Annotated in this window: 18 protein-coding genes; 14 read left to right on the top strand and 4 right to left on the bottom strand. The window is 58.4% G+C overall.

Annotation, left to right across the window (positions count from 1 at the left end):
• Window positions 1-446: 446 nt before the first annotated feature.
• Window positions 447-1,649: a hypothetical protein gene (locus HQL98_01625; protein MBF0270760.1), complete on the top strand. Its 1,203-nt coding sequence runs from the start codon at window positions 447-449 to the stop codon at window positions 1,647-1,649.
• Between the two features lie 49 nt (window positions 1,650-1,698).
• On the opposite strand, the gene HQL98_01620 is transcribed toward HQL98_01625, so the two are convergent.
• Window positions 1,699-3,507, bottom strand: coding sequence for an ATP-binding cassette domain-containing protein (locus HQL98_01620; GenBank protein ID MBF0270759.1), 1,809 nt, complete (start codon window positions 3,505-3,507; stop codon window positions 1,699-1,701).
• Between the two features lie 134 nt (window positions 3,508-3,641).
• On the opposite strand from HQL98_01620, the gene HQL98_01615 reads away from it, so the two are divergent.
• The 5 genes from HQL98_01615 (at window position 3,642) to HQL98_01595 (ending at window position 9,026) form a co-directional block, all read left to right on the top strand.
• Window positions 3,642-4,847 (top strand): AAA family ATPase, encoded by a 1,206-nt coding sequence (locus HQL98_01615; protein ID MBF0270758.1) that lies wholly within the window; start codon window positions 3,642-3,644, stop codon window positions 4,845-4,847.
• Window positions 4,844-5,680 (top strand): TIGR02646 family protein, encoded by an 837-nt coding sequence (locus HQL98_01610; protein ID MBF0270757.1) that lies wholly within the window; start codon window positions 4,844-4,846, stop codon window positions 5,678-5,680. The genes HQL98_01615 and HQL98_01610 overlap by 4 nt, the downstream gene beginning before the upstream one ends.
• On the top strand, window positions 5,681-5,989 hold the full coding sequence (locus HQL98_01605) for a DUF3301 domain-containing protein (GenBank protein ID MBF0270756.1): 309 nt from the start codon (window positions 5,681-5,683) through the stop codon (window positions 5,987-5,989). It abuts the gene before it with no gap.
• A 94-nt stretch (window positions 5,990-6,083) separates the two neighbouring features.
• Window positions 6,084-6,701 (top strand): hypothetical protein, encoded by a 618-nt coding sequence (locus tag HQL98_01600; GenBank protein ID MBF0270755.1) that lies wholly within the window; start codon window positions 6,084-6,086, stop codon window positions 6,699-6,701.
• An 87-nt stretch (window positions 6,702-6,788) separates the two neighbouring features.
• On the top strand, window positions 6,789-9,026 hold the full coding sequence (locus HQL98_01595; protein MBF0270754.1) for a response regulator: 2,238 nt from the start codon (window positions 6,789-6,791) through the stop codon (window positions 9,024-9,026).
• A gap of 66 nt (window positions 9,027-9,092) precedes the next feature.
• Here the strand turns inward: HQL98_01595 and HQL98_01590 are convergent, their stop codons facing one another.
• On the bottom strand, window positions 9,093-10,106 hold the full coding sequence (locus tag HQL98_01590; GenBank protein ID MBF0270753.1) for a hypothetical protein: 1,014 nt from the start codon (window positions 10,104-10,106) through the stop codon (window positions 9,093-9,095).
• A gap of 182 nt (window positions 10,107-10,288) precedes the next feature.
• On the bottom strand, window positions 10,289-10,606 hold the full coding sequence (locus tag HQL98_01585) for a hypothetical protein (GenBank protein ID MBF0270752.1): 318 nt from the start codon (window positions 10,604-10,606) through the stop codon (window positions 10,289-10,291).
• A gap of 178 nt (window positions 10,607-10,784) precedes the next feature.
• Between HQL98_01585 and HQL98_01580 the strand changes: the two genes are divergently transcribed.
• Together HQL98_01580 and HQL98_01575 are read left to right on the top strand one after the other, a co-directional pair.
• Window positions 10,785-15,803, top strand: a complete 5,019-nt coding sequence (locus HQL98_01580) for a PAS domain S-box protein (GenBank protein MBF0270751.1) — start codon at window positions 10,785-10,787, stop codon at window positions 15,801-15,803.
• Window positions 15,804-15,821: 18 nt separating this feature from the next.
• On the top strand, window positions 15,822-17,618 hold the full coding sequence (locus tag HQL98_01575; GenBank protein MBF0270750.1) for an EAL domain-containing protein: 1,797 nt from the start codon (window positions 15,822-15,824) through the stop codon (window positions 17,616-17,618).
• A 97-nt stretch (window positions 17,619-17,715) separates the two neighbouring features.
• Here HQL98_01575 and HQL98_01570 read toward each other — a convergent pair whose 3' ends face one another.
• Window positions 17,716-18,444 carry an FKBP-type peptidyl-prolyl cis-trans isomerase gene (locus HQL98_01570; GenBank protein ID MBF0270749.1) on the bottom strand — a complete coding sequence of 243 codons (729 nt, stop codon included), beginning with the start codon at window positions 18,442-18,444 and terminating at the stop codon, window positions 17,716-17,718.
• Between the two features lie 264 nt (window positions 18,445-18,708).
• On the opposite strand from HQL98_01570, the gene gspL reads away from it, so the two are divergent.
• From gspL to HQL98_01540, 6 genes are all read left to right on the top strand, one after another.
• Window positions 18,709-19,926 (top strand): type II secretion system protein GspL, encoded by a 1,218-nt coding sequence (gene gspL, locus HQL98_01565; GenBank protein ID MBF0270748.1) that lies wholly within the window; start codon window positions 18,709-18,711, stop codon window positions 19,924-19,926.
• Window positions 19,923-20,489 carry a type II secretion system protein M gene (locus tag HQL98_01560; GenBank protein ID MBF0270747.1) on the top strand — a complete coding sequence of 189 codons (567 nt, stop codon included), beginning with the start codon at window positions 19,923-19,925 and terminating at the stop codon, window positions 20,487-20,489. The genes gspL and HQL98_01560 overlap by 4 nt, the downstream gene beginning before the upstream one ends.
• The gene (gene gspN, locus HQL98_01555) at window positions 20,447-21,253 is read left to right on the top strand and encodes a type II secretion system protein N (GenBank protein MBF0270746.1); all 807 of its coding nucleotides are present in this window, start codon (window positions 20,447-20,449) and stop codon (window positions 21,251-21,253) included. The genes HQL98_01560 and gspN overlap by 43 nt, the downstream gene beginning before the upstream one ends.
• Window positions 21,254-21,357: 104 nt before the next feature.
• Entirely contained in the window at window positions 21,358-21,888 is a 531-nt protein-coding gene (locus HQL98_01550; GenBank protein ID MBF0270745.1) for a metallophosphoesterase family protein, read from the top strand.
• 1 nt (window position 21,889) lies between these two features.
• On the top strand, window positions 21,890-23,947 hold the full coding sequence (locus tag HQL98_01545; GenBank protein ID MBF0270744.1) for an EAL domain-containing protein: 2,058 nt from the start codon (window positions 21,890-21,892) through the stop codon (window positions 23,945-23,947).
• Window positions 23,948-23,954: 7 nt separating this feature from the next.
• Window positions 23,955-24,758: a formylglycine-generating enzyme family protein gene (locus HQL98_01540; GenBank protein ID MBF0270743.1), complete on the top strand. Its 804-nt coding sequence runs from the start codon at window positions 23,955-23,957 to the stop codon at window positions 24,756-24,758.
• The last annotated feature ends 25 nt before the right edge of the window (window positions 24,759-24,783 follow it).

The raw sequence follows: 24,783 nt of genomic DNA, 5'->3' as shown, positions 1-24,783 counted from the left end.
GGCGGTGTTTGGGGTTGTATGCATATTTTGTGCCGTTAATGTGTGAATGGGGGTGGTGAGGAGGGGTAAAAATGATTCATATTGCGACATATGGGTGATTTTTTTGATTATTTTTGGGAGATTTGTTTGTTGTGTTGCTTTCCCATCGTGTTTTGTTTCAGAGTTCTTTAGAAATAACAAATCAATATGATGATGTCGGTTTCCGAGTTGATGCGACAACGGTGTGATAAGGTGTGAGATTTTATGATGATATGTGCAGCATGGAATGTTTATGAATCATAAATCTTTGTAATTAATTTCACAAAAGTTATTGAAAAATTGAAAATTGATTTTGCATTATTTTGGAATGCGTGCTAATCTTTATCAAGAATAATGTTTTCGGTTGATGTTGAGCTTGATGCGTTTTTGTGTAATCATTGTCCTAATAAAGGCTAAGGAGATTTAAGATGAAAAAATGTTTTGTTATTTGTGAACTTGGAGATGAAGGATCTAACGTTAGGAAGAAATGTGATGCACTTTTCAAGAATATCTTTGATGTGATTTCACGTGAAAGGAGAAAGGCGGGAGCTGCGATTGATTTTATGCGAGCAGACAAGCTTATTGTTTCGAAAATTACGTCATCAATTCTTAGATCAATTAGAGATTCTGATTTTATGGTTGCAGATCTGACGAATCATAACCCTAACGTGTTTTATGAATTGGCTATATGTCATGCTATACTAAAACCAGTCGTCCTGATTATGGAAAAGAGATCGGATCAGGGAGGGGCGGGTAAAATTCCTTTTGATATTGCTGATGATCATGTGATATTTTATGATGATATTTCACAATCTGAAAATATGTTGCAGCTTAAGTCACGAATTGATGAAAAAATTGATAGAATTATATCTGGTGATTTTGTCGTAGAGAATCCTTTATCTAATATTTTTTCTTTAGGTGCCAGTCCATCGGCAGGAGATACCGCGACATTCTTCTCAAATTATAAAAATGATATGATTTCTCTAATCAAGAAGATGGATAATATTGAGTCCATGCTTCTTAAGAAAGATCAATCAACGATTGATGCGAGATATATTGAAGGGCAGGAAGATGCTTTCAAGGCTTTGACGCAAGCAACTTTGCTTGCAAACGAGGAGGTCAGGTCAAGTAGATTTTTCCCGGACTCGGTTTTGTCGCAAAATGAATATGTCACAGCGATTCGACATCGAGTTCTGGGACGAGATGGCAGACCTCCGTTGAAGAAGTATTATAGAATTGTTTCACTAAACAATAAGGATAAAATTCATGATGTGCTGACGCATATGGCTGATTTTATGGGGCGTCCTTTTGAGCTTTTTTTGACACCAGAAGAGAATGCTTTTGAGTTGGTTATTATAGATAATCGTGAGGCTTTCATTCATTTTTATAGAAAAGAATATGTGATTGCCTCGACTCTGCATATTAGGGAACGAATTATTGTGGAGAAATTTAAAGAAATTTATGATCAGCTTGCGGCAAATCTTGGTTCTGAGAGCAGGAATGGCCATTACTTGGATCTTAGCTCTGTTAATGCTTCTAACTATGTAGAGTGCACAGAGAAAATAAGGAAAATCTTTAATGACAAATTCGGGTCTCCAGCGTCTGAGAAGTCTGAAACTGCTGGGCATTGAAATAAGCCATGGCTTGGAGGTGTTGTCTGGGCTTCGGAGGTGATTCCATTCAGGCTTTTCCTTGTCCCCCCTCCAACACCTCCCACCTCCGGTACGCCTCCTCCAACGCCTTTTCCACCTCCCCCAGGCGCGCCTGATCGGCTGTCAGGCGTTCCGGGGGGTGGCGGTAGTAGGTGGGGTCGGCCATGGTTGCGTGGAGTTGGCGTTGTTCGGACTCCAGGGATTCGATGCGGGCCGGGAGTTGTTCCAGTTCCCGCCGCTCCTTGAAGGAGAGTCCCGCCGGTTTTTTGGGTGGAGGGGGTGGCTTGGGGGTGGATTTTTTGATGGCGGTGCGGGCTTCCACCAGCGGCGCGGGTGGGGGCGGGCGTTGGGACAGCCAGTCGTCGTAGCCGCCGGCGTATTCGCGAATCTCTCCCCGTTCTCCCTCGAAGACCAGACAACTGGTCACCACATTGTTGAGAAACGCCCGGTCGTGGCTCACTAAAAGCAACGTGCCGGTGTATTGGGCCAGCAGCTCTTCCAGCAGATCCAGGGTGTCGGAGTCCAGATCGTTGGTGGGTTCGTCCATGACCAGGATGTTGGCGGGATTCAGGAAAAGCTTGGCCAGCAGCAACCGGTTGCGCTCCCCGCCCGACAGGATCTTGACCGGAGAACGCGCCCGGGCCGGCGGAAAGAGAAAGTCTTGCAGATAGCTGATGATGTGGCGATTCTGTCCCCCGAAGCTCACCATCTCCCGCCCATTGGCCACGTTGTCGGCCACGGTTTTCTCCTCTTCGAGTCCGGCTCTCAACTGGTCGAAATAGGCCACCTCCAGGTTGGTACCCAGGTGAATGTTGCCGGAAGTGGGAGTCAGCCGACCCAACAACAGATTCAGCAGCGTGGTTTTGCCGCAGCCGTTGGGGCCGATGATGCCGATCTTGTCTCCCCGCTGCACCACGGTGGACAGACGCTGAATGTAGAAGATTTCATCATAGGCGTAGCTCACCTCTTCGGCCACGACCACCAGTTTGCCGGAGCGCTCCGCCAATTCGGCGCGCATGCGTACCCGGCCTTCCAGTTCCCGTCGGGCACGGCGTTCGGCGCGCATCTTTTCCAGGGAGCGTACCCGGCCTTCGTTGCGGGTGCGGCGCGCCTTGATTCCTTGACGGATCCACACCTCCTCCTGGGCCAGCCGTTTGTCGAACAGGGCGTTGCTGGTGGCTTCCGACTCCAGGGCCGCCTCTTTGCGTTGTTGATAGATTTGATAGCTGCCCGGCCAGTCGGTGAGGCGGCCCCGGTCCAGTTCCAGGATGCGGGTGGCCAGACGATCCACGAACATGCGGTCATGGGTGATGAACAGCAGTGCCCCCCGATAGGCTTTGAGGATTCCTTCCAACTGTTCGATGGTGGCCATGTCCAGATGGTTGGTGGGTTCGTCCAGCAGCAGCACGTCCGCCTGGGCCGCGAGGGCGCGGGCCAGCAACACCCGACGCTTGAGTCCCCCGGAAAGCTCCGCGAACGGCTGATCCGCCTGCAAGCCCAACTGGGCCAGAATCTCTTCGAGGCTCGCGGCCAATCGGGGACTGTCGACATCGTGGACCAGGGATGGATCCGGGGTGGCCACCTCCCGGACGGTTCCGGCGATCAGGCCCGGCACCTCCTGATCCAGGCTGGCGACGGTGATCCCCTTGGAGCGCACCACCTCGCCTTCGTCGGGTTGCACGGTGCCGGTCAGCAGACGCAACAGGGTGGATTTCCCCGACCCGTTGCGACCCACCAGACAGACCCGCTCTCCTTTGTCCATGAAGAACGCCGCGTCCTCCAGAACCGGAGGACCACCGAACGATACCTTCACATGGTGTGTGCCGATCAAAGCCATATTCTTTTTTGGAAACCTTTTCTGAAAGGGACGTGAATCGGCTATGATACGCGAAGTTTGAGGGTTGGAGAAATTTTTTCGCATGTCCGGTCGTCAATGGACGGATCCGGGGCAATAGTCAAGGAGTGCGTGGCGTGAATGATCAAGGAAACCGCAATCTGCCGCTTTCACTCAAAGAGTTTGAGATCACCAATTTCCAGTGCGTGCAGCATACTGTAATCAGGGATCTTCCGCAGAATGCGCCCTGGATTATGATGACTGGCGAGAATGGGGATGGCAAGACATCATTGTTGCAGGCGTTGGCGATTGCCATGTATAATACGAATTGGAATTTTTCTTGGCATGAGAAAACAAATTCTCAATTTTTGGTAAATGTAAAGATTCAAACAAGCCTGGGGCGCATATTGTCGTGCCAATTCGGAGCGGACAGAAATAATTATAGTGGCAGGTCTTTAGATATTGACAATGATAATCTTGATTGTCTTGTGTCTCATGATAGAGATGTGTCTTGCTCTGATCAGATTTTTGGTTACGGTGCATCACGTCTCAGCATCCAAGGTGAGATGTCGGCAGAACGTAAGAAGACGATGCAGATTGACAATCTTCTGAATCAGGGTGGACCACTTTACAACGTGGAGCGGTGGCTCAAGGATTTGGAGTTGGATGCGAGGGGTGATCCAGTATTGCAGGCGCGCAATCGGCGGCGTATGGATTTGCTTGCTGCGTTGATGCCCAACGTGGACAGAATTGAACTGGATGGCAGCAAGGTGTCTTATCTTGAAAAGGGAGTGCCGGTTCCAGCCCATCACCTGTCGGCGGGTCACAAGAGCATCCTGGCCATGATCGGGGATCTGTTGATTCGTTTTGCGGACGGTCAGCCCGGGGTGGAGGATCCAAAGGACTATGTTGGTATTGTGTTGATCGACGAACTGGAGGCCCATCTCCACCCCAAGTGGCAGAGGCAGTTTCCACGCAAGCTTTCCGAGGTGTTTCCTGGCGTACAGTTCATCGCTACCACTCATAGCGTTTTGCCATTCATGGGCGCGCCGGCAGGATCGGTTTTTTTGCGGGTCATCCGCGACGCGGAACATGGCACGCGGGTGGAGCGGTTGGATATCGATGTGACCAGGCTCCTTCCCAATGCCTTGTTGACCTCACCCTTGTTTGATTTGGATGTTATCCTGAATCCGTCTTTGGAATCTATGGATCTTTTGGAGACTGAGGACTCTTTTGCCGAGATCGAACGGCAGCGGGAGCAGAAGCGATTGCTGGACCGTTTCGCTCATGAGCAGGCGGCCCTCCTGGCCCGTTTGAGTGGTTGCCCCCAGGATTCCCCATGATTCGGGTTGAGAAGAATTCGGATGTGCCGGCTGGTCTGACCTCCGCCAATGCTCGTTCCACACGGGATCGTTTGTTGAGAGAGGGTGAGAATCATCGTGTCTCCGATCATCTTTATCGCCATGATAGCGTATTGACGGCGCTTCGAGAGCTTTATTACGGCAAGTGTGCCTATTGCGAAACCAAGATCGAGCCTGGATCCTCGCCACGGGTGGACCACTATCGTCCCCATGCGATTTATTACTGGTTGGCCTATGAATGGAGCAATCTGGTGCTGAGTTGCGAACGATGCAATCGAAAGAAATCGGATCGCTTTCCTGTTCAAGGGGAGCGGGTGGTACAACCGCAGGCGGATTTCAAGGCGTGGAGCGCCGGTTCGGTGGATTTTCTGGCGGAACGGGCATTGCTGCTGCATCCGGAATGGGACGAGCCGGCAGAGCATTTGACTTTTCACCCGGATGGCACCATCCGGGCCAGGGCCGGCAGCGTGAGAGGTGAAGAGACCATTCGGGTGTGCGGATTGGATCGGGAAGAATTGACGATTGAACGCAAAAAGGTGGTTGATCGGTTCCGCAGACGTTTGCGGGACAGTTTGGTCAGGTGGTTCAGGAGGAATGAGCAACATCCGGAACAATCCGACGAAGAGTGTGAGCGAATTCTGTGTGAAGAGCTTGACTCTGTATTGACAAGCGTTCGGAACGCCCGAGAACCTCATCGACCCTATTCTCGTTTGGGCTGGCACCTTGGCGAGGAGTTCTGGCAGTTTTTGTTGGTGAACTTGCCTGAGAATCTGCGTCTTGTGGTGTGGAATGCCTGTTGGCGTCAGGTTCTTTAAGTGGAAACCTTGGCCTTTTGGATCCTGGCGGGGTTGGCATGGGCGTGGCATGCGTCCATGCGGGCCAGGGAGTTGGCGCTGGATGAGGCCCGGTACGCCTGTGTGGCCAATGAGGTGCGGTGGCTGGATGATACCGTGTCGATCAAGTCCACGGGGCTGCAACGGGATGAACAGGGGCGTTGGCGGCTGCGGCGCATCTACGGATTTCGTTATCTGGAGGCCGAACACCTGATTCGCGAGGGGGTGGTGATTCTCCTGGGAGATCGGGTTCAGGTGGTGTTGCTGGACACCTCCCGGCTGGATTCGTGATCCTGACGGATGGATTTCGATGGTCAAACGGGTGCAAGTTTGGCACTATGGGATAATGGTTTAACGAATCTTTCTCTGGGTGACGAGGGCAGACATGCGCGTTCCGATTGTGGGAGAAAAAATTTCCTGGTTGAAGGGGTTTTTTCTGTTTTATTTGTTTTTTCTGGTGGTATTTTTCGCGGCGGCTCCCTTTTTGACCTTGTGGCTTTATTCCGAAACCAGTGTCACCCGGACCTTGTTGCCCCAGTTGATCGGTTTTTGCATGCAGGGTGGTTTTCTGGTGGTGCTGTTCGCCTTTTATGAAAAGCGTGCCACGGTGGATACCCGACGGGCCTGGAAGTTCACCTTGCGCAGTTTTTTGGCTCCTTTTGTGGACGGTTGTTTGCCGGAGGCTCCGTTGTCTGCGCGGGACAGGGGCGGGATGTTGCCGTCGCCGGATGTGGTGCGGATGGGAATCGAGACCCTGCGCGCCCGAGGTCTGACCCGGGAGCATGCGGCGGCGTTGCAACAGATTGCCCGGGATACCCTGTTGGCCATGCAATCGTTGTCGGTGGTGGCGGCGCAGATCGATCATGCCCATCTGGAGTCCTGGATGTCCATGTTGCGGTTGCTGCGGATTTTGGAACGGGCCAGGGAGCCGGAGGAACTGACGACTGCCAGCGTGGAGATTCTGGAAGAGGTGGTGAAATTTGATGAGCGGTATTTCATGTGACCCGGGTATGTCGATGCATGGCATGAAGGGCGTGTTCTGTGTGTCTGGGAGTGCTGGCAAGTGGGCATGACAGGGTCATTCGGGCGCATGGCGCGGTGGTCGGGAGTCGGGGTGGGGGTGATCGTCGCCGGAGTGGCGGGCGGTTGGCCATGGGGTTTGGCCCTGCTGGCGGCGGGGGCGGGATGGTGGATGGGACACCGTTTGGGATCGGCACCGGTGGCGGAACTGGCAGCCGGGCTGGATCGGGCGCGTCAGGATCGGGAGGAGTTGGCGGGCCTGCTGGAAGAACAGGTGGCGCAGCGCACGGCGGAACTGGTGGCGGAGCGGGATCGGGCCTTGGTGGAGAGCCATGCCAAGAGTGAATTTCTGGCGATCATGAGCCATGAGATCCGTACCCCCATGAATGTGGTGCTGGGCATGTTGGAGCTGTTGCGGGAGGCGTCGTTGGATCATGACCGCAAGGAGCAGGTCCGGCTGGCCTACGGATCGGGCAAGACCTTGCTGGCGTTGATCGACAATGTGCTGGACTACTCCAAGATGGAGGCGGATCGGCTGGTTTTGGACGAGGTGGATTTTGACTTGCGGGCGTTGGTGGACGAATCCGCCCTGACCCTGGCCACCCTGGCCCATACCAAGGAGATCGAGTTGACGCCCTTTTTCCCCCACGGCATGCATACGGCGGTGCGGGGGGATGTGAACCGATTGCGACAGATTTTCACCAATTTATTGGGCAACGCCATCAAGTTCACCCCGGAGCGGGGCAGTGTGGAACTGCATGGGGGACCGATCGGTCCGGCGGAAGGCGGACAGACCGAGTATCTGTTCGAGGTGCGGGATACGGGACCGGGAGTGCCGGAGGAGGAGCGGGAACGGATTTTCGATCTGTTCGCCCGGGCCGAAGGGCATCAGAGTCTGATTCCGGGCACCGGATTGGGATTGGCCATCAGTCGGCAGTTGGTGGAGCGGATGGGGGGGGAGATCGGGGTGGATGAGAATCCCTACGCCCCGTCGGGGAGTGTGTTTCATTTCACCATTCGTCTCAATCGTCAGCCGGAGGCGGTGGAGGAGGATCTGGGGCGGGGGGTGTTCCGGAATCTGCGTGTGTTGGGCGTGGAGATCGACGGTTTGCAGCGGCTGTTTCTGGAGGATGTGTTTGCATTGTTCGGTTCCCGGTTGGATTTCGTGGCCGAGGTCGAAACCGCGTTGGAGGTGTTGCGTCGTTCCAAGGGGGATGGGCATCCGTATGATCTGGTGTTGTTGAACCAGAAGCCGGGTCAGGATTGCCGGATCGCCTGTCGCGCCTTGCGGGATGTGGAATCCTCCTGGAAATTCATTCTGTTGACCGATCTGCTGGATCAGGGATGGGATCACGCCAGCGAATTGCCGGGGGTGGCCATCTGTCTGAAAAAACCGGTGAACGCCGAACGGTTGCGTTCGGCCATCGAATGGCTGTCCAGCACCCAGGAGGGTCAGGTGTGTGGCGTGCCCTTCCCGGTGCGGCGGGAGCCGGATCCGGATCGTTACGATGCCCGGGTCTTGGTGGTGGATGATCATCCCGCCAATCTGACCGTGGCCCGTGGCATGCTGGTGCGGTTGGGGTGCGAGGCGGCGCGGGTGGTGGGGGCCAGGGATGGTCGGGAGGGGGTGGAACGGTTCATCGAGCAGGATTTCGATCTGGTGCTGATGGATTGTCAGATGCCCGGCATGGACGGTTATGAGGCGAGCCGTCTGATTCGACAATGGGAACGGGAACGGGAGTTGAACCCGGTACCGATTGTGGCCTTCACCGCCAATGTCACCTCCGGCAGTCGTTTGCGGGGGGAGGTGGTGGGGATGAACGATTTTCTTTCCAAGCCGGTCACCCTGGGAGAGTTGAAGGGGGTGTTGGAACGTTATCTGACGCCGGTGGTGGTGACCCCGGTGGTGGCGTCGGCGACCGCTCTGCCGGCGGGTCCGGTGGTGGTGACGGAAAAAACCGATCTGGAGATCCTGTTGGGCGCCATGGATTCCATTGGTCTGCCGGAGGAGGATTTCCGCGATGTGGCGGGATTGCTGGTCAATCAGATTCCGGAGTTGCTGGAGAGTCTGGAACGGGACCTGCGCCTCGGGGAGTACGAGACTGCCCGGGCCACGGCCCATGTGCTCAAGGGCAGCATGGCCAATACCATTTTCCCCCAGTTGCAGCCCCATACCCGGCAGTTGCACGAGTTCATCAAGGCGCAGAACTGGAACGAGGCCGGTCAGGCGTTGAATCAGGTACGGTTGAATTTCGCGCCGGTACGCAAGGCTCTCGACGCCTTTTTGAACCAGCAGACCGACGGGTGACCGCGGACCGCACAGTCTGCGGTTCGCGCCACGTTGGTGACGCGAACCGCTTGCCGGTTAGCTTATCTATTTGCTGGAAAACAGTTCCGACAGACGTTGCTGATTGGCTTCGATCAACGTTTTTTCTTCCGGTGGCAGGAGGGGCGTCGGGGTTTTGGCCTGTTGGAGGGAGGCCTTGAAGTGCTTTTCCGACTCCTGGAGCTGCTCCAGTTGGCGTTTTTTCTGGTCTGCGGGAATGGCGGGATTGTTGTTCAGGGCCTGTTTTTGATTTTCAAACCATTTCTGGTGCGTCGCCATCATTTCGGCCTGGGTGGCGGCGGGGTTCAGGGGTTTGGCGATGGCGGCGGCCTGTTGTTGTTGCTGTTGTTGCATGGACTGGCGGGTCTGTTGCAGTTGCGCCAGAGCCTGCTGACGCTGCATGGGGGGCATGTAGGGGTTGGTGCGAATGGCCTGCTCCTGGGCGGTGATCCAGTTGGCCTGCTGCTTTTGGGCCGCTTCCGCCTGGGCCTTGGCATCCAGGAGGGGCGGATTGGCCCCGGTGGCGTGGCGGCTCATCTGGTCCAGGATGCGTTGTTTCTCGTGGGGGGGAATGTGGGGATTGGTGCGGATTTGTTCTTTCTGCGCGTTCATTTGGGCCTCCAGGCGTGCCTGGCCCGCGTTCATCTCCTGCTGTAAATTCTGTTGATTCTGGGCGGTACGCTCTTCAAACTCTTTTTGTTCACGGGCCATACGCGCCTGGGCTTCCGCCTGATCTTTTTCCGCCGAAGTCAACATCAGACCCGTGTTGACATGATTGAGCAAATAAAAGAAACGATCCGGATTCCATCCTTTTTCGGTCAGTTGGGCGCTGAACGCCGGATTGAAACGCAGGCCGGACATCACCCAGGGATTGTTCCGGGACATGGGCGACATCGCGTGCTGTTTGCTGAGCCACTCGGTGAATCCGGGATAGTCCGCCAGAAAACGATCCAACTCTGTTTTGGAGAAGGGTTTTTGTTCCGGGGGTTCGGCAGCCTGAATGGAACCGGTCATGGTGAAGAGCAGCATCCCCAGGGCGGCCGCGACATATTTTTTGTCCATTGAATTTTCCTTTGTGTCAGATCGGGACGTGGTAAGGAGAACAGACGCATCCGGTCATTGTGGCGGAATTTTCGTGGATTGGCAATATCAGTGAATTGTGATAATCCTTTGGCGGTCACCCGCGTGCCGGGATCGGCAGCGGGGCTGGGGAGGGGTGAAGCGGGATTTTTGAGGCGTGGCGATCAGAAGAACAGCAGGCGCAAACCGTCGAACATCACCCAGATGGCCAGGGACCACAGGGCAAGCAACGCACCCATCAAAGCCTTTTCCATCCAGAAGATGAACCGGGTGGTCAGGGTGACGGGCGGCGGAGCGAGGCGCAGGGAAACCGGGGCGGCCTCGGTTTGGGGAGCGGTCGGAGCCGTCACCAGTTCGGAGAGCAGACCGAGGAGGCGGGCCTTGAAGGGGATCGCCGGGGTCCGGGTGGCGGAACGGATTTTTTTGAGCAGGGACCAGCTTTCCGGGTCGATGATGTTGCCGTTGGTGAGTACGAGTCTCATGGAGTGATCTCCTTGGATTGATATCAGGTCGTTATCGTTGGGATCTATCCTAATTCATGCCGCAGTGCAAAATCAACAAAAAAATGTCAGAAAGATAATTTTGTTTCGCAATATTTTTTCTATTGTATGGGTTCGGCTTTCCAGCGGTTCGCTCCTTCAGGGGTATGGGATGGGAACGATGACGACGCACAGTCCGGATATGGTTTTTTCCGCCAGCAGGTGGCAACGGTTGGCTTTGCCTGGGCTGGCCGCGTTGCTGAGCGGGATTATCTTCGTGGTGGATTACATCCTGCCGGTTGGTTCCGCCGATGGGGTGCTGTATCTGGGGGTGATTTTGCTGGGATGGTGGATGCGGGGAGGACGGGAGACCATCATCACCATGGCATTGTTTACCTCGGTGTTGGTGGGATTGGGATATCTGCTTTCGCCAGTGGGGGTGGCGCCAGTGTGGCTGGTGGTACTCAACCGGCTCTACTCTTTGTTTGCCATCTGGAGCGTGGCGGTGATCCTGATCATCGCCAAACGCACCATGGCCTCGCTGGAGTGCCAGACCATCGAGATGCAGAAGCTTTTTGTGGCCGTGGAACAAGGACCGGCCGCGGTGATCATCACCGATGCGGGCGGCGTCATCGAGTATGTCAATGCCCGTTTTGTCGAACTGACCGGTTATGCCCGGGAGGAGTTGATCGGTCAACCCGACGGCCTGACACGCTTCGGCATGCAAGACGCCATCCTGCCTGGACCCAATGCCCGCACGTTGTTTCCGGATCTGCCCTGGCGTGGGGAGTTGGTCAGCCGCAAGAAGTCCGGGGAGCCTTACTGGTCTTCGGTGGCGGTGGGGCGGGTGTTTGATGCCAAGGGCGGCATCCTCCACTATATCGGTGTGCAGGAAGACATCACCCGTCGGCGCGCCAGCGAAAAACGGCTGGCGCAGATCAACCGTGCCCTGAGAAGCCGTTTGCGTTTTTCCGAGATTCTCACCGTCGCCTCCGAAGAGGCCACGGCCCTCGCACAGCTTTGCCGGGTGCTGGTGGAAGAGACCGGTTATCGTTTCGCCTGGGTGGGACTGGCGGAAACCGATCCCCAACACCAGGTCAGACCCGTGGCCAGCCATGGATGCGACCCCGGTTATCCCCGGGAGGCGGGCCTCTCCTGGTCTCCGTGTCCGTTGGGGGATGGTCCCACCGGAACCGCCATCCGTACCGGTCGTCCCAGCGTCACCCGCGACCTCTGTCAGGAGAAGTGCTGTACCCCCTGGCGTGAGCGGGCGATTCAGCAGGGATTTCATGCCAGCATCGCCTTGCCTTTGAAAATCCATGGGGTGACCATCGGCGCCCTCAATCTTTACGCCGCCCACCCCGATGCCTTCGACGATACCGAAACCGAACTCCTGAGCGAACTGGCCGGTCAGATGGCCGAGGGGATGCGTCATCTTCGGGAACAAGAGGAGCAGCGTCATCTGGAACGGGCGCTGCAAATCAACGAGCGTCGCTATCGGGCCTTGTTCAACACCATGACCAGCGGGGTGGCGGTTTACGAGGCGATCGACGACGGGGAGGACTTCATCGTCAAGGAGATGAATCAGGCCGGCGTGCGCATCAGCAACGCCGACCCCTTGCGGGTGATCGGCAGACGGGCCACCGAGGTTTTTCCCGGGGTGCGGGAGTTCGGACTGTTTGAGGTCTTTCAACGGGTGTACCGGAGCGGGGAATCGGTCTACCACCCGGTGAGCTATTATCAGGATGAATACCATCGGGGTTGGATGGAAAATTTCGTCTATCGTTTGGATTCCGGCGAGGTGGTGGCGGTTTACAACGATCTGACGGAAAAAAGACGCGCCGAAGGTCAGGCCCGTCTGGCCCAGGCTTCCCTGGAAAACACCAGCGACATGGTGTTCTGGATTCATCCCGATGGTCATTTTCTGCGGGTCAATCAATCGGTGCTGGACCGGTTGGGTTTTACCCAGGAAGAATTGATGGTCATGACCGCCTCGGATCTGAATCCGGAGCATCCCAGTCATCTGTGGCCCCTGCATTGGCGCGAGCTGAAAGCACGACGCACCCTGGTGTTTGAGACCGAAATCAAACGCAAATCCGGGGATGGGCTGCCGGTGGAGATCAGCGCCAACTACATGGAGTTCGAGGAGCGGGAGTACAATCTGGCCATCGTGCGGGATATCGGCGACCGGATGCGGGCCGAGGCGACCCTGCGGGAGTCGGAACTGCTGATGCGGGATCTGTACGAAAACGCGCCGGTGGCCTTTTTGTCCGTGGACGCGGGCAATGGACGGATTCTGCGGGGCAACCGGGCTGCTGCGGAGATGTTCGGGTATGACTTTTCCGGGCCGGAAGGCGTGAATTTTGCGGAGTTGGCGGCGGATCCTGCGGTGGCGTTTTTGTTGTCGGGTCCCAGCGAGCGGGATCGGGAGGTATGCCTGAAGCGTTGTGACGGGGGCATTCTGTGGGCCAGTCTGTCGGTCTCCCCCAAGGTCGACGAGTCGGGCCGGATCGTGGAACATCGGTTGATCCTGCTGGATCAGACCGAACGCCGTCATGTGGAGGAGACCTTGCGGCAGTTTGCCGCCATTGTGGCCGCTTCCCGGGATCACATGGCCTTTTTGGGGCAGGATTATGTGTATCGCGCGGTCAACAACAGCTATTTGACCAGTCATGGATTGCGACGCCAGGACATTGTGGGCCATTCGGTGCGGGAACTGTTGGGGGATGAGACCTTTGGGCGCATTCGCGGCAATCTGGAACGCTGTCTGAAAGGGGAATCCATCAATTTTCAGGCGTGGTTTGAATTTTCGGCGGTGGGGCGTCGCTGGATGGATGTCTCCTATTTTCCCCATTTGCGGCGGGATGGGGTGGTGGAAGGGATCGTGGTGGTCTCCCGGGACAATACCGACCGGAAATTGATGGAAGACGAACTGCGACGCAGCGAAGAGCAGGCCCGTCTGGCCAACCGGGCCAAGGGGGAGTTTCTGGCCAACATGAGCCACGAAATTCGAACCCCCATGAATGCCATCATCGGCATGAGCTATCTGGCCTTGCAGACCGAACTGAACGCCAAGCAGCAGGGTTATCTGGAGAAAATCCGTTCGGCTTCGGATGCGTTGTTGCGCATCATCAACGACATTCTGGATTTTTCCAAGATCGATGCGGGCAAGCTGGAGTTGGAGCTCAATCCGTTCGATCTGTGTCAGGTGCTGGAACGGGTCACGGATGGCATGCTCGCCAAGGCCCGCCTGAAAACCGGCATCGAGGTGCTGGTTTCGGTGCCGGTGGATGTGCCCCGGAATCTCAAGGGAGATGCGGTGCGTCTGGGGCAGGTGCTGGGCAATCTGTGCGACAACGCCGTCAAGTTCACCCAGCAGGGGGAGGTGGTGTTGGCGGTGGAACGGCTCGCCTCGGACCCCCAATGGGTGGATCTGGAATTCTCCGTGCAAGACAGCGGCATCGGTTTTGACCCGACCCAGACGGAGCGACTGTTGCAACCGTTTCAGCAGGCCGACACTTCCACCACCCGCAGATACGGTGGCACGGGTCTGGGCTTGGCCATCTGCCGCAATCTGGTGGAGATGATGGGGGGTGTGTTTTCCATTCAGAGTACCCCGAACAAAGGGAGTCGCTTCTCGTTTACCGCCCGTTTCGCGTTGGGCCACGTCGGGGCGAAGCGGTTTGTGTTGCCCGGGGATCTGCGGGGACGACGGGTGCTGGTGGTGGATGACAACCGGGTCTCCCGGGAGATTCTGTGTGGTCTGTTGACCACCCTGGATTTTGTCAGCGAGGCGGTGGAGTCGGGAGAGGAGGCCATCCGGGTGTTGCGTCAGGCGGCCCGAGAGGAGGGGCCGGTGGAGCTGGTTCTGCTGGACTGGGCCATGCCCCGGATGGATGGGGTCGAAACCGCACGGCGCATTCTCGCGGATGAGGTCATCGCGGCAACCCCGGCGATCATCATGGTGTCGGCGTTCGAGCGGGAGATGGTCATGGGCGCGGTGGGGGCATTGGGCATTCGCAGTTTTGTCCACAAGCCGGTGATCCCTTCCGCTCTGTTCGACGCCATCATGGAGCGGTTCGGCAAGGCGGTGGTGCGGGCCTTGGTCGGCTCTCGTCTGCTTGATCCGTCGGGGGTGGAGGGGTTGCGCGGCAAACGGGTCTTGGTGGTGGACGACCTGGAAGACAATGTGATGCTGGTCCAAGAGATCCTGGAAAGACGCGGTATGGTGGTGGTGGCGGCCTGCAACGGCCAACAGGCCCTGGACGCGGTGCTGGCGGCTCCGACAGGCCATTTCCAGGTGGTGTTGATGGATGTGCAGATGCCGGTCATGGATGGCCTGGAGGCCACCCGTCGGCTTTCCGCCCATCCCGGCTCCCCACCCGTCGTGGCCATGAGCGCCAGTGTGATGGTGCGGGATGTGGAAGCCTGTTTGTCCGCCGGCATGCGGGATCATTTGGCCAAACCCATCGAGGTGGGTCTGCTGTTGTCCAAGATGATTCAGTGGGGTAGTGATGCCTGTACCGTTTCCCCTGCCATTCCGGATGAAACGGTGGCATCGGTGGTGGAGGTCGGGACCGAAGCGTCCGGATCATCCAGGCCGGCCATCGACCAGGAGAACGGGCTGGCCCGGTGCGAGGGGGATGTGGTGTTGCATAGCCGTTTGCTGGTCCATTTCCTGGGGGAGTTCGCCCACGGGATGGCGACCCTGCAAGGATTTTTGGACGCAGGGAATGCGGAGCAGGCCATGCAGTATGCCCACAAGCTCAAGGGGGCGGCGGCCAACATCGATGCCGGGGAGTTGGCGGGGTTGGCGGGCAGCCTGGAGCTCGCCTTGAAACCCGGCGGTGAATCCGGTCTGCTTGCCATCCTGATGCCGGCCTTGGGCGTTGCCCTGGAGCGGGTCTTGTTGGAAGCCGGATCCGCGATCGTCATGCAGCCGGATGATGCCTGCGGTGAAGAAGAATCAGTACGATTGATTGATAAAAGAAACTTGTTGCAATTGGCGCGGGAATTGGGCATGTTGTTGGAAAAGCGGGATATACGATGTGACGTACAATTTGAGTTGATGCGGCAAGAACTGGCTGTATTTCCCGAATTCGCAGAGAGTCTGGCTCAGTTGCAGGTCCATCTTGACCGGTTGGAGATTCAGGAGGCCCGCAAGAGGCTCGATGCGTTGATTCAGCAGTTGGATATCTGAAAGAAAAGGAGTTTCGCCATGGAGATGACCGGATCCATGCCTACTGTTCTGGTTGTGGACGATTCCCCGGATAATATTCGTTTATTGGGCAATATATTGGTACGGGATTATCGGGTGTTGTTTGCCACCGGTGGTCGTGAAGCCATGGACAGTGCCCTGGTCAATTTGCCGGATCTGGTTTTGCTGGATGTAATGATGCCCGAAATCGACGGTTATGCCGTCTGTTCGTGGTTGCGTGATCAGGATGCCACCCGGGGCATTCCGGTGATTTTAGTCACGGCGATGAACGACATCGAAGCCGAAACCCAAGGATTTGAAGCTGGAGCCGTGGATTTTCTCACCAAGCCGGTCAACCCGGCCGCGGTGCGCGCCCGTGTGGCGGCCCATTTGTCCCTCAAGCGGCAGCGGGACGCCTTGGAAAAGACCAATGCACAGCTTCAAGAAGAGATCCATCAACGCAAACGCCTGGAAACCCAACTGCGGGAACAGGCGGAGTTCGACGCCCTGACCGGTCTGCCCAACCGTAAGCTTTTCCAGGATCGTCTGCAACAGGCGGTGCTGATGGGAGAGCGGCGGGAGCGGAATTTCGCGTTGCTTTTTGTGGATCTGGACCGTTTCAAGTGGGTCAACGACACCCTGGGTCACGACGCGGGGGATACCTTGCTGGTGGAAGTGGCCAAACGTCTCAAAGGGGTCGTGCGCAAGTCCGATACCGTGGCCCGGTTGGGGGGGGACGAGTTCACCATCATCCTGTCCGACATTCTGCACGAATCCATGGCCGAACTGGTGGCCCGCAAAATTCTCGAACAGCTCTCCACCCCCTTCACCCTCAAAGGTCAGCAGGTCGCCATTTCCGGCAGCGTGGGGATCGGCATCTTTCCTTCGGACGGGGCCACGCCCCATGACCTGTCCCGCAACGCCGATTCCGCCATGTATCTGGCCAAGAAGTCGGGACGCAATGCCTACCGTTTTTTTTCCGAGGAGATTGATCGTCAGGCCCATCACCGCATGACCCTGGAAGGGGAGATGCGACTGGCTTTTCAGAATGATGAATTCTTTGTTGATTATCAACCCAAGATCCGTCTGACCACCGGCAGTCTGACCGGCATGGAGGCTTTGGTGCGTTGGGATCATCCCCGGGAGGGGGTGTTGTTTCCCAAGCAGTTCATTCCTCTGGCCGAAGGCAGCGGTTTGATCACCCGGGTGGGAGCCTGGGTGCTGCGTACCGCGTGCAGCGATGCGGTCTGCTGGATCGCGGAGGGATTCCCCAATTTGAAATTGGCGGTGAATCTGTCGGCGTTGCAGTTCCGGGATGGGGAGAGGCTGGTGCAGATGGTCGAAGAAACCTTGAACGAAACCGGCTTTCCGGCGGGCAATCTGGAACTGGAAATCACCGAAAGCATGATGGTGGGCAATCCGGAACAGGCCTCCAACACTTTGAATCAATTGCGTGATCTGGGCATTTCCATCGCCATGGACGACTTCGGCACCGGCTTTTCATCCCTGGCCTTGCTGAAGCGCCTGCCGATTCAGGTAATCAAGATTGACCGCTCCTTTGTGCGGGATCTCACCCCGGATGGTCGCAATTCCGCCTTCACCTCCGCGATTCTCTCCATGGCCCGGCAGTTGGGCCTGCATGTGGTGGTGGAAGGGGTGGAAAGCGATCAGCAGATCCAGATTCTCAAGGAACAGGGGGGAGACGAGGTGCAGGGCTTTTTCTTCAGCCCGCCGTTGGGCAAGAACTCCTTCCTGGATCTGCTCCATGGTCGCCTGCCCTTGGGGGGTGGGGGGACGCCGGTGATGTCGAAGGGGTGAGCAAACGCAAACCGTTTCACGCCAAACCGCAATCCGGACGGGATCCGGTGCTTTTTTTAAGTCACCGGATCCCGTGGCGCTGTTTTTTTGAGTCCGGTTATTTTTTCTCCGGGGCCTTGTCGCCTACGATTTCCAGCAGTTCCACTTCAAAGATGAGGGTGGATTCCGGTTCGATCTTGGGGGGCGCGCCCTTGGGGCCATAGGCCAGTTTGGACGGAATGACAAAACGGTATTTCCCGCCCACGGGCATCAACTGTACCCCTTCGGTCCAGCCGGGGATCACCCGGTTCAGCGGGAAGGTGACCGGCTCTTTGCGTACAATCGAGCTGTCGAACACCGTGCCATCCAAAAGCGTGCCGTGGTAGTGGACCTTGACCTGATCCGTGGCTTTGGGTTTGGGGCCGGAACCGGGGGTCAGAACTTCGTATTGCAGACCGCTGGCGGTGGTGGTGACGCCGGGCTTCTTGCCGTTTTCCGCCAGGAATGCCGTTCCCTTCTTTTGATTCTTTTCGGCGGATTGCATGTTCTTTTGTTCCATGTCCTTTTGCAGCACGTCGCGGAATTCGGTTCTGGCCTGGGTCATTTGTTCCGGGGTCATCACCGGGGGCTTTTTCTCCAGCACGTCTTTGAGACCGCGTATGAAGGTCTGGGAGTCCAGATTGTCGGTGAGGGGTTGCACCTGGGTGCCGATCTGTTGGCCCACGGCGTAGCTGTAGCGTTCCTTGTTGGTTTTCAGGGGGGCGGCGGCGTCTCCGGCCATGGCCGCCGGGATCGACAGACAGCCGAGCGCCAGGGCGGAGCCGGCAAGAAGGGAGAGATGCTTCATCAAGAATTCCTTAGGGTGCGTGAGGGTTGACGGGCTGTTTGCGACAGCCTCTTTTTTTTATTATGCACCAGATCCGATCCAGACGATACACCATGCAGGCAGAAAAATTCTCCCGGACTCGACAAATGGACCCTGGCTGGATAATGTGTTTTCTTTTCCGGCGGATTGGCCGGAATGGCCCGGAAATCGGGTGGTACCCTTTATTATTGCAAGGAACCTGACATGGAGCGATGCATCCATTGGGCCGGGTGGTTCTGAAACGACATGGGTGAAAGATGGCTCATGCGTCTGCCGCCGGACAGCGAGGGGCGTGTCATCTGGACCGCTCCCGGTGACGGGGCGCGGGTGGCGCGACGGGATCCGTTGTCCCAGGTGGCGACCATGGCGGGTCGGCGGGTGGTGCTGGTGGTGCCGGGAGAAGAGGTGCTGTTGACCCGGGTGGTTCCTCCCAAGGCCGGGCAGCGGGATTTGCTCAAGGCGGTGCCTTATCTGCTGGAAGAGTCTCTGTCCGCGCCGGTGGAACAGTTACATTTTGCCTTGGGCCAGCGGGAATCCGACGGAGGTTTGCCGGTGGCCGTGGTGGCGTTGCGGCAACTGGAGGAGTGGCTGGAACCGGTGCGTGGAGCGGGCCTGGAACCCGAAGCCGTGTTGCCGGCCCCATTGCTGCTGCCCCTGGAGCCTGGAGCCTGGAGCGTGCTGCTCACCCCGGAGATCGCCTGGGTGCGCACCGGGGCGTGCGCCGGGTTTGGGGTGGATGCGGCCAATCTGGCGGTGGCTTTGGGGTTGGCGTTGTCGGATGGCGTTGTGCCGCCACCGGAGCGGCTGGAGGTGTGGTTGGATCCGGAGCGGCAAGAGCCCCCTGCGTCATTGGCCGCCTTGGGAGTCGTGGTGATGTGGCATCGGTTTGCCGGGGATCCTTTGACCGTGCTGGCCGCCCATGATCGACCGGGCGGTGGCCTCGATCTGGCCCAGGGGCGGTTTGCCCGTGCGGGTCGGATGGGGGGGATGGTGCGGGCATTGCGTCCCACCCTGGTGCTGCTGTTGATCTGGTTGTTGATGCGGGGCGGTGAGGCGGGTCTGCAAGCCTTCCGACTCGAACAGCGGGCCGATGAGCTGGATCGGGCCATTCAGGGGGTGTTCCGGGAGAGCTTTCCGGAGGTCAAGCGTATCGTCAATCCCAAGGTGCAGATGACCCAGCAGTTGGAAAGTCTCAAGGGGGGAGGGCGGGGAACCGAAGGCAACAAAGGGTTTTTGTCGGTGTTTGGACGTTCCGGCAAGGCGTTGCGGGAGATTCCGGAGAGTGTCTTGAACGGGGTCCGTTTTGGCGAGGGGAAGTTGGAGTTGATGGTGCGTTTGCCGGATCTGCAACGGTTGGATGTCTTGAAGCAGCGCATGGAAGGGAGTGGTCTGGCGGTGGGGATCCAGTCGGCCAGTCGTGAAGGCGAGGGGATCGCGGCCCGGCTCAAGGTGGAATCCCCATGAGGTGGCCTGGATGGTTGACCTGGCCGGCCCGTGGACTCTCCTCTCTGGCCTCCCGGGAGCGGCGCGTGGTGGTGGGGGGAGGCGTGGTGCTGGCGGCGTTGCTGGTGGAAATGTGGGTGATCGAGCCGGGGCTGGAGTGGCTGGAGGGACGCCGTCGGGTGGTGGAGGAAAAAAGCGCGACTTTGGCCTGGATGAAAAATGCCGCCCAGGAGGTGACCCGGCTCAAGGCGGCGGGAGTCACGGCCCAACCGTCGGCGGCTGGTGGCAGCGGTGCGGGTGGCGGAGAATCCCTGCTGGCTTTGGCGGACCGTACCGCCCGGGAGCGGGGCTTGGGTGGCGCGTTGCGGCGGGTGGAGCCGGAAGGGTCGGGCCGGGTGCGTTTGTGGTTCGAGAAGGTGACGTTCGAGGGGTTGATGGGGTGGCTGAGTGAACTGGAGTCCCGGCACGGGGCCAGGGCGGAAAACATCACCCTGGATCGGGAGGAGAGTCCGGGTCAGGTGAGTTCCCGGGTGGTGTTGGCGTGGCCGGAGCGACCGGGGCCGCCCCGTGGCGCGGAGCGATGACCCTCTGGCGTTGGCAGGCGCTGTTCGGCGTGGTGTGTTACGGGCTGTTTTTGGCAATCCAGATGCCGGCCCGTTGGGCCTTCGAGCGGGTGGCCCCCTGGGTGGCTCCGGTGCGGTTGAGCGGGCTTGTCGGCACGGTCTGGTCCGGGGAGTTCGCCTCCCTGGAGTGGGGATCGGCCCGCATTGGACCGGGAAGCTGGCATTTCCTGCCGGGTTTGTTGGTCCAGGGGCGGGGCGGGATCGATTTTGTCGTGGGTCGGGAGGATTCCGGCCTGCGGGCCTGGGGACGGGCCGGGCTGGATGGGATGTCGTCGGTGTTCGTGGAAAAGGCGGGGGTGAGCCTGTCGGTGGAGGCGTTGAAAGGGGTGCTGCCCCTGATTCCTCCCGGCAGTCGGGGTACCGTGAACGCCACGCTGGAGACGTTTCAGGCCGACCGGCTGGGGGTGGTGGCCTTGCGGGGTCGGGGGGAGGCCCGTGGGGTGTTCGTCGGTGCGCCTTTGGGGGTGGAGTTGGGGGATCTGCGGGGCGAGGCGGGCCGGGACGAAGCCCGGGGAATGTTGTTGCGGGTGCAGGATCTGGCGGGTCCCTGGGGGGTGCGTCTGACGGCGGGCGTCAAGCCGGATGGCCGCTATCGGGTCCGGGGCACGGTGGTTTTGAAAGATCCATCCGATCCGCGCCTGGTCAATCTGCTGCGGGTGCTGGGACCGGTGGATGGAGAGGGACGGGTGGGCGTGGATGAATCCGGCAGATGGCCTGGGTTCTAGGCGGTTGGTTGCCAGGGCGCGTCGCGATCTTGTAACATGCCGGGCACACGGGATGGATGCGCCGGGGCAGGCGTGGGCACACGGGATACATGGTGGATTTTGTTATGAAAATTGGTTTGATTTCCGACTCTCACGACCATCTGGAACACATGTCCCGCGCCTTGGCGTGTTTCCGGGAGCGGGGAGTGACGCAGATTTTGCACGCCGGAGATTGTGTCTGTCCGGCCACGATTCTGACCATGGTCGGATTCGAGGTGGGGGGGGTTTTTGGCAACAACGATGGCGAACGGGCCGGGTTGCACCGGGCGTTTGCCCGCATCGGTGGGCGCCTGGAAGGGGAGTTTCTGGAATTGGGGGCTCCGGGGGGAGCGGGACGCATCGCTTTGTATCATGGCACGGTGGCCCGATTGCGGGATTCCCTGATTGTGGGAGGGGGATACCGGTTGGTGGTCACCGGTCACACCCATCGTCCGGTGAACCGGATGGAAGGAGAGACCCTGGTGCTCAATCCCGGAACCCTGCATGGCTTCGGGCAACGGGCTACGGCGATGATCTACGACGACGCCACCCATTCCGCTGAGCTGATCGAACTGCAAGCCGTACCGCCCGATCCGTTCAAACCCCTGGGGGGTTGAGATGGATCTGGTCAGAAAAGCGCTTTTTTTCGTGGTGGATGACGATCCGGTCACCCGGTTGATGTTGTGCCGGTTTCTGGAGCGTCACGGTTATTTGACCCGCACGTTCGCCAATGGGGCCCAGGTCACTGAAGCCTTGGACCGGGAAATGCCCGACGTGGTGCTGATGGACGCCAAGATGCCGGTGATGGATGGCTTCGAGGCCTGTCGGCGTCTGAAGGAACGACCGGATGCCCGTCATGTGCCGGTGCTGATGATCACCGGTCTCAACGACGACGAATCCGTGGATCGCGCCTTTGAAATCGGAGCCTCCGACTTCATCACCAAGCCGATCCACTGGGCCATTTTGCGCAACCGGGTTCACTATCTGCTGGCCAACATCGAGGCCGGACATAAACTTTCCCTGGCGGCCCGGGTGTTCGACAATACCGGCGAGGGGATCGTGGTGACCGATGCCCATGCGGTGATCCAGTCGGTCAATCCCGCCTTCACCCACATCACCGGTTATGCCGATCACGAAGCCGTGGGACGCCGGATGAGCCTGCTCAAGTCGGGCCGCCATCCCCAGGATTTCTACGAGAAGATGTGGAATGAACTCCTGGCCAATGGTCAATGGCAGGGGGAGTTTTACAACCGGCGCAAGGATGGCACCATCTATCCCCAGTGGGCCAACATTTCGGCGGTCTTCGCCCCCGGCGGATCCGTGGAAAACTTCATCGCGGTGTTTTCCGACCTGACCGCGCTGCGGGAGTCCGAAGAGAATCTGCTGTATGTCACCGGTCACGACGCCTTGACCAACCTGCCCAACCGTCATCTGTTTCACGAACGGTTGGTGTTTGTGCTGGACGAGGCCCGGGATCTGGGCACCATGGTGTGGGTGCTGCTGTTGGATCTGGATCGGTTCAAGGTGGTCAACGAGACCATGGGCCACGATGTGGGGGATGCCCTGATCGTGGAGGTGAGCCGTCGCCTGGCCACGCATCTGGGGGGGCGGGGCAATCTGAGCCGTCTGGGAGGAGACGAGTTCGCGGTGATCCTGCCCAAGACCGAAGATTCCCAATCCGTGGCCCAGTTGGCCGAAACCATGTTGCTGGCCATGCGTACCCCCTTCGTGATCCATGATGTGGAATTTTTCGTCGGCGCGAGCATCGGCATCGGGGTGCATCCTCTGGACGGGGAGGACGCCAAAACCTTGATGAAAAACGTCGATGCCGCCCTGTATCATGCCAAGGAGCGGGGACGCAATAATTTTCAGTTTTATCGCAACGAGATGAACACCCGGGCCATGTCCCGCATGCGCATGGAGACCAGTTTGCGCATGGCGCTGGAACGTCAGGAGTTCGAGTTGTATTTTCAGCCTCAGATCCATCTGGCCAGCGGCAAACTCGCCGGGGTGGAGGCGTTGATCCGCTGGAATCGACCGGGTTACGGCATGGTCTTTCCGGGGGAGTTCATTCCGTTGGCCGAAGAGACCGGCTTGATCATTCCCATGGGCAACTGGGCGCTGGCGGATGCCTGTCAGCGGGCCATGGGCTGGTTTGCTTCCGGGATCAAGCCGTTTCGGGTGGCGGTCAATCTTTCCGGAATCCAGTTCGAGCAGCCGGATTTTGTCGCCCGGGTTACGGAAATCCTGGCCACCAGCGGTCTGGAACCCCACTGGCTGGAACTGGAATTGACCGAAAGCATCGCCATGGGGGATGCGGTCGAAACCCTGGTCAAGCTCAAATCCTTCTCCGAGGTAGGGGTGCGGCTCTCCATCGACGACTTCGGCACCGGTTTCTCCTCGCTGAAATATTTGAAGCGTTTTCCCATCGACACCTTGAAGATCGATCAATCGTTCGTGCGCAACTGCGCCGAGGATCTGGAGGATGCGGTGATCATCCGCGCCGTGATCGGTCTGGCCCACAGTCTGGGATTGACCGTGATCGCCGAAGGGGTGGAAAAACGCGAGCAGATCGATTTTTTGCAGGTCCACGGCTGCAATGTGGTGCAGGGTTATTATTACGCCCGGCCCATGTCCGAGGGGGCCTTGCTGGATTATCTGCGACAGCACGGTTGACAAGGCCGTGGGGCGGGTTGGCGCGATGCTGGTGGCTTTGGGATGGGGTCTGGTTTCCCTGGCGTGGGCCGGGGATCCGGTGGAAGAGCGTCTGTTCGCGGGGATTCCTTTTGTCCACATTCCTGCCGGGTGTTTTGGCATGGGCAGTCCGGCGGGAGAGGCCGGGCGGGATGGGGACGAGGGACCGCAGCACGAGGTGTGTCTGAACGGTTTCTGGCTCGGTCGTCACGAGGTGACCCAGGGGCAGTGGTTGCGGGTGATGGGGAACAATCCCGCCCATTTCGCCTTGAGCGAACACCATCCGGTGGAACGGGTCAGTTGGGAGGAGACCCAGGCCTTCATCCGCAAGCTCGACGGGTTGGGAGACGGACCCTTCCGCCTGCCCAGCGAGGCGGAATGGGAGTACGCCGCCCGGGCCGGCAGCAAGACTCTTTATGCCTTCGGGGCGACGCTGGATCCTGCCAGACAGGCCAATTTCAAGGGTCACGCCCTGCGCAAGGGGGAGGGGGTGTATCGGCAGAGTACCACGCCGGTGGGCCACTTTCCCGCCAATGGCTGGGGGCTGTTCGACATGCATGGCAATGTCTCGGAGTGGGTGCGGGACTGGTATTGTCCGGCGGTTTACCGGGAGGTGGAACCGGGCCGGAAAAATCCTGTGTGTCTGGACGACTCCAGCGGACTGCGTGTGCTGCGTGGCGGTTCCTGGTATGACGAGGCCATCTATTTGCGCTCCGCCGACCGGGGCTGGAGCACTCCCGAAAACCGTCATGCCACCATCGGATTCCGTCTGGCCCGTTCGGAAGGGCCGTGACGGGGGGTGGTCTTGCAGGGGGTTG

This window comes from Magnetococcales bacterium, assembly GCA_015231755.1.
GTDB lineage: Bacteria > Pseudomonadota > Magnetococcia > Magnetococcales > Magnetaquicoccaceae > Magnetaquiglobus.
This window is presented reverse-complemented; position numbering and strand designations above follow the sequence as displayed.

Coding starts and splice junctions, on each gene's coding strand:
- HQL98_01625 (MBF0270760.1), top strand. CDS start 447: ATGAAAAAATGTTTTGTTATTTGTGAACTTGGAGATGAAGGATCTAAC.
- HQL98_01620 (MBF0270759.1), bottom strand. CDS start 3,507: ATGGCTTTGATCGGCACACACCATGTGAAGGTATCGTTCGGTGGTCCT.
- HQL98_01610 (MBF0270757.1), top strand. CDS start 4,844: ATGATTCGGGTTGAGAAGAATTCGGATGTGCCGGCTGGTCTGACCTCC.
- HQL98_01600 (MBF0270755.1), top strand. CDS start 6,084: ATGCGCGTTCCGATTGTGGGAGAAAAAATTTCCTGGTTGAAGGGGTTT.
- HQL98_01595 (MBF0270754.1), top strand. CDS start 6,789: ATGGCGCGGTGGTCGGGAGTCGGGGTGGGGGTGATCGTCGCCGGAGTG.
- HQL98_01590 (MBF0270753.1), bottom strand. CDS start 10,106: ATGGACAAAAAATATGTCGCGGCCGCCCTGGGGATGCTGCTCTTCACC.
- HQL98_01585 (MBF0270752.1), bottom strand. CDS start 10,606: ATGAGACTCGTACTCACCAACGGCAACATCATCGACCCGGAAAGCTGG.
- HQL98_01580 (MBF0270751.1), top strand. CDS start 10,785: ATGACGACGCACAGTCCGGATATGGTTTTTTCCGCCAGCAGGTGGCAA.
- HQL98_01575 (MBF0270750.1), top strand. CDS start 15,822: ATGGAGATGACCGGATCCATGCCTACTGTTCTGGTTGTGGACGATTCC.
- HQL98_01570 (MBF0270749.1), bottom strand. CDS start 18,444: ATGAAGCATCTCTCCCTTCTTGCCGGCTCCGCCCTGGCGCTCGGCTGT.
- gspL (MBF0270748.1), top strand. CDS start 18,709: ATGGGTGAAAGATGGCTCATGCGTCTGCCGCCGGACAGCGAGGGGCGT.
- HQL98_01560 (MBF0270747.1), top strand. CDS start 19,923: ATGAGGTGGCCTGGATGGTTGACCTGGCCGGCCCGTGGACTCTCCTCT.
- HQL98_01550 (MBF0270745.1), top strand. CDS start 21,358: ATGAAAATTGGTTTGATTTCCGACTCTCACGACCATCTGGAACACATG.
- HQL98_01545 (MBF0270744.1), top strand. CDS start 21,890: ATGGATCTGGTCAGAAAAGCGCTTTTTTTCGTGGTGGATGACGATCCG.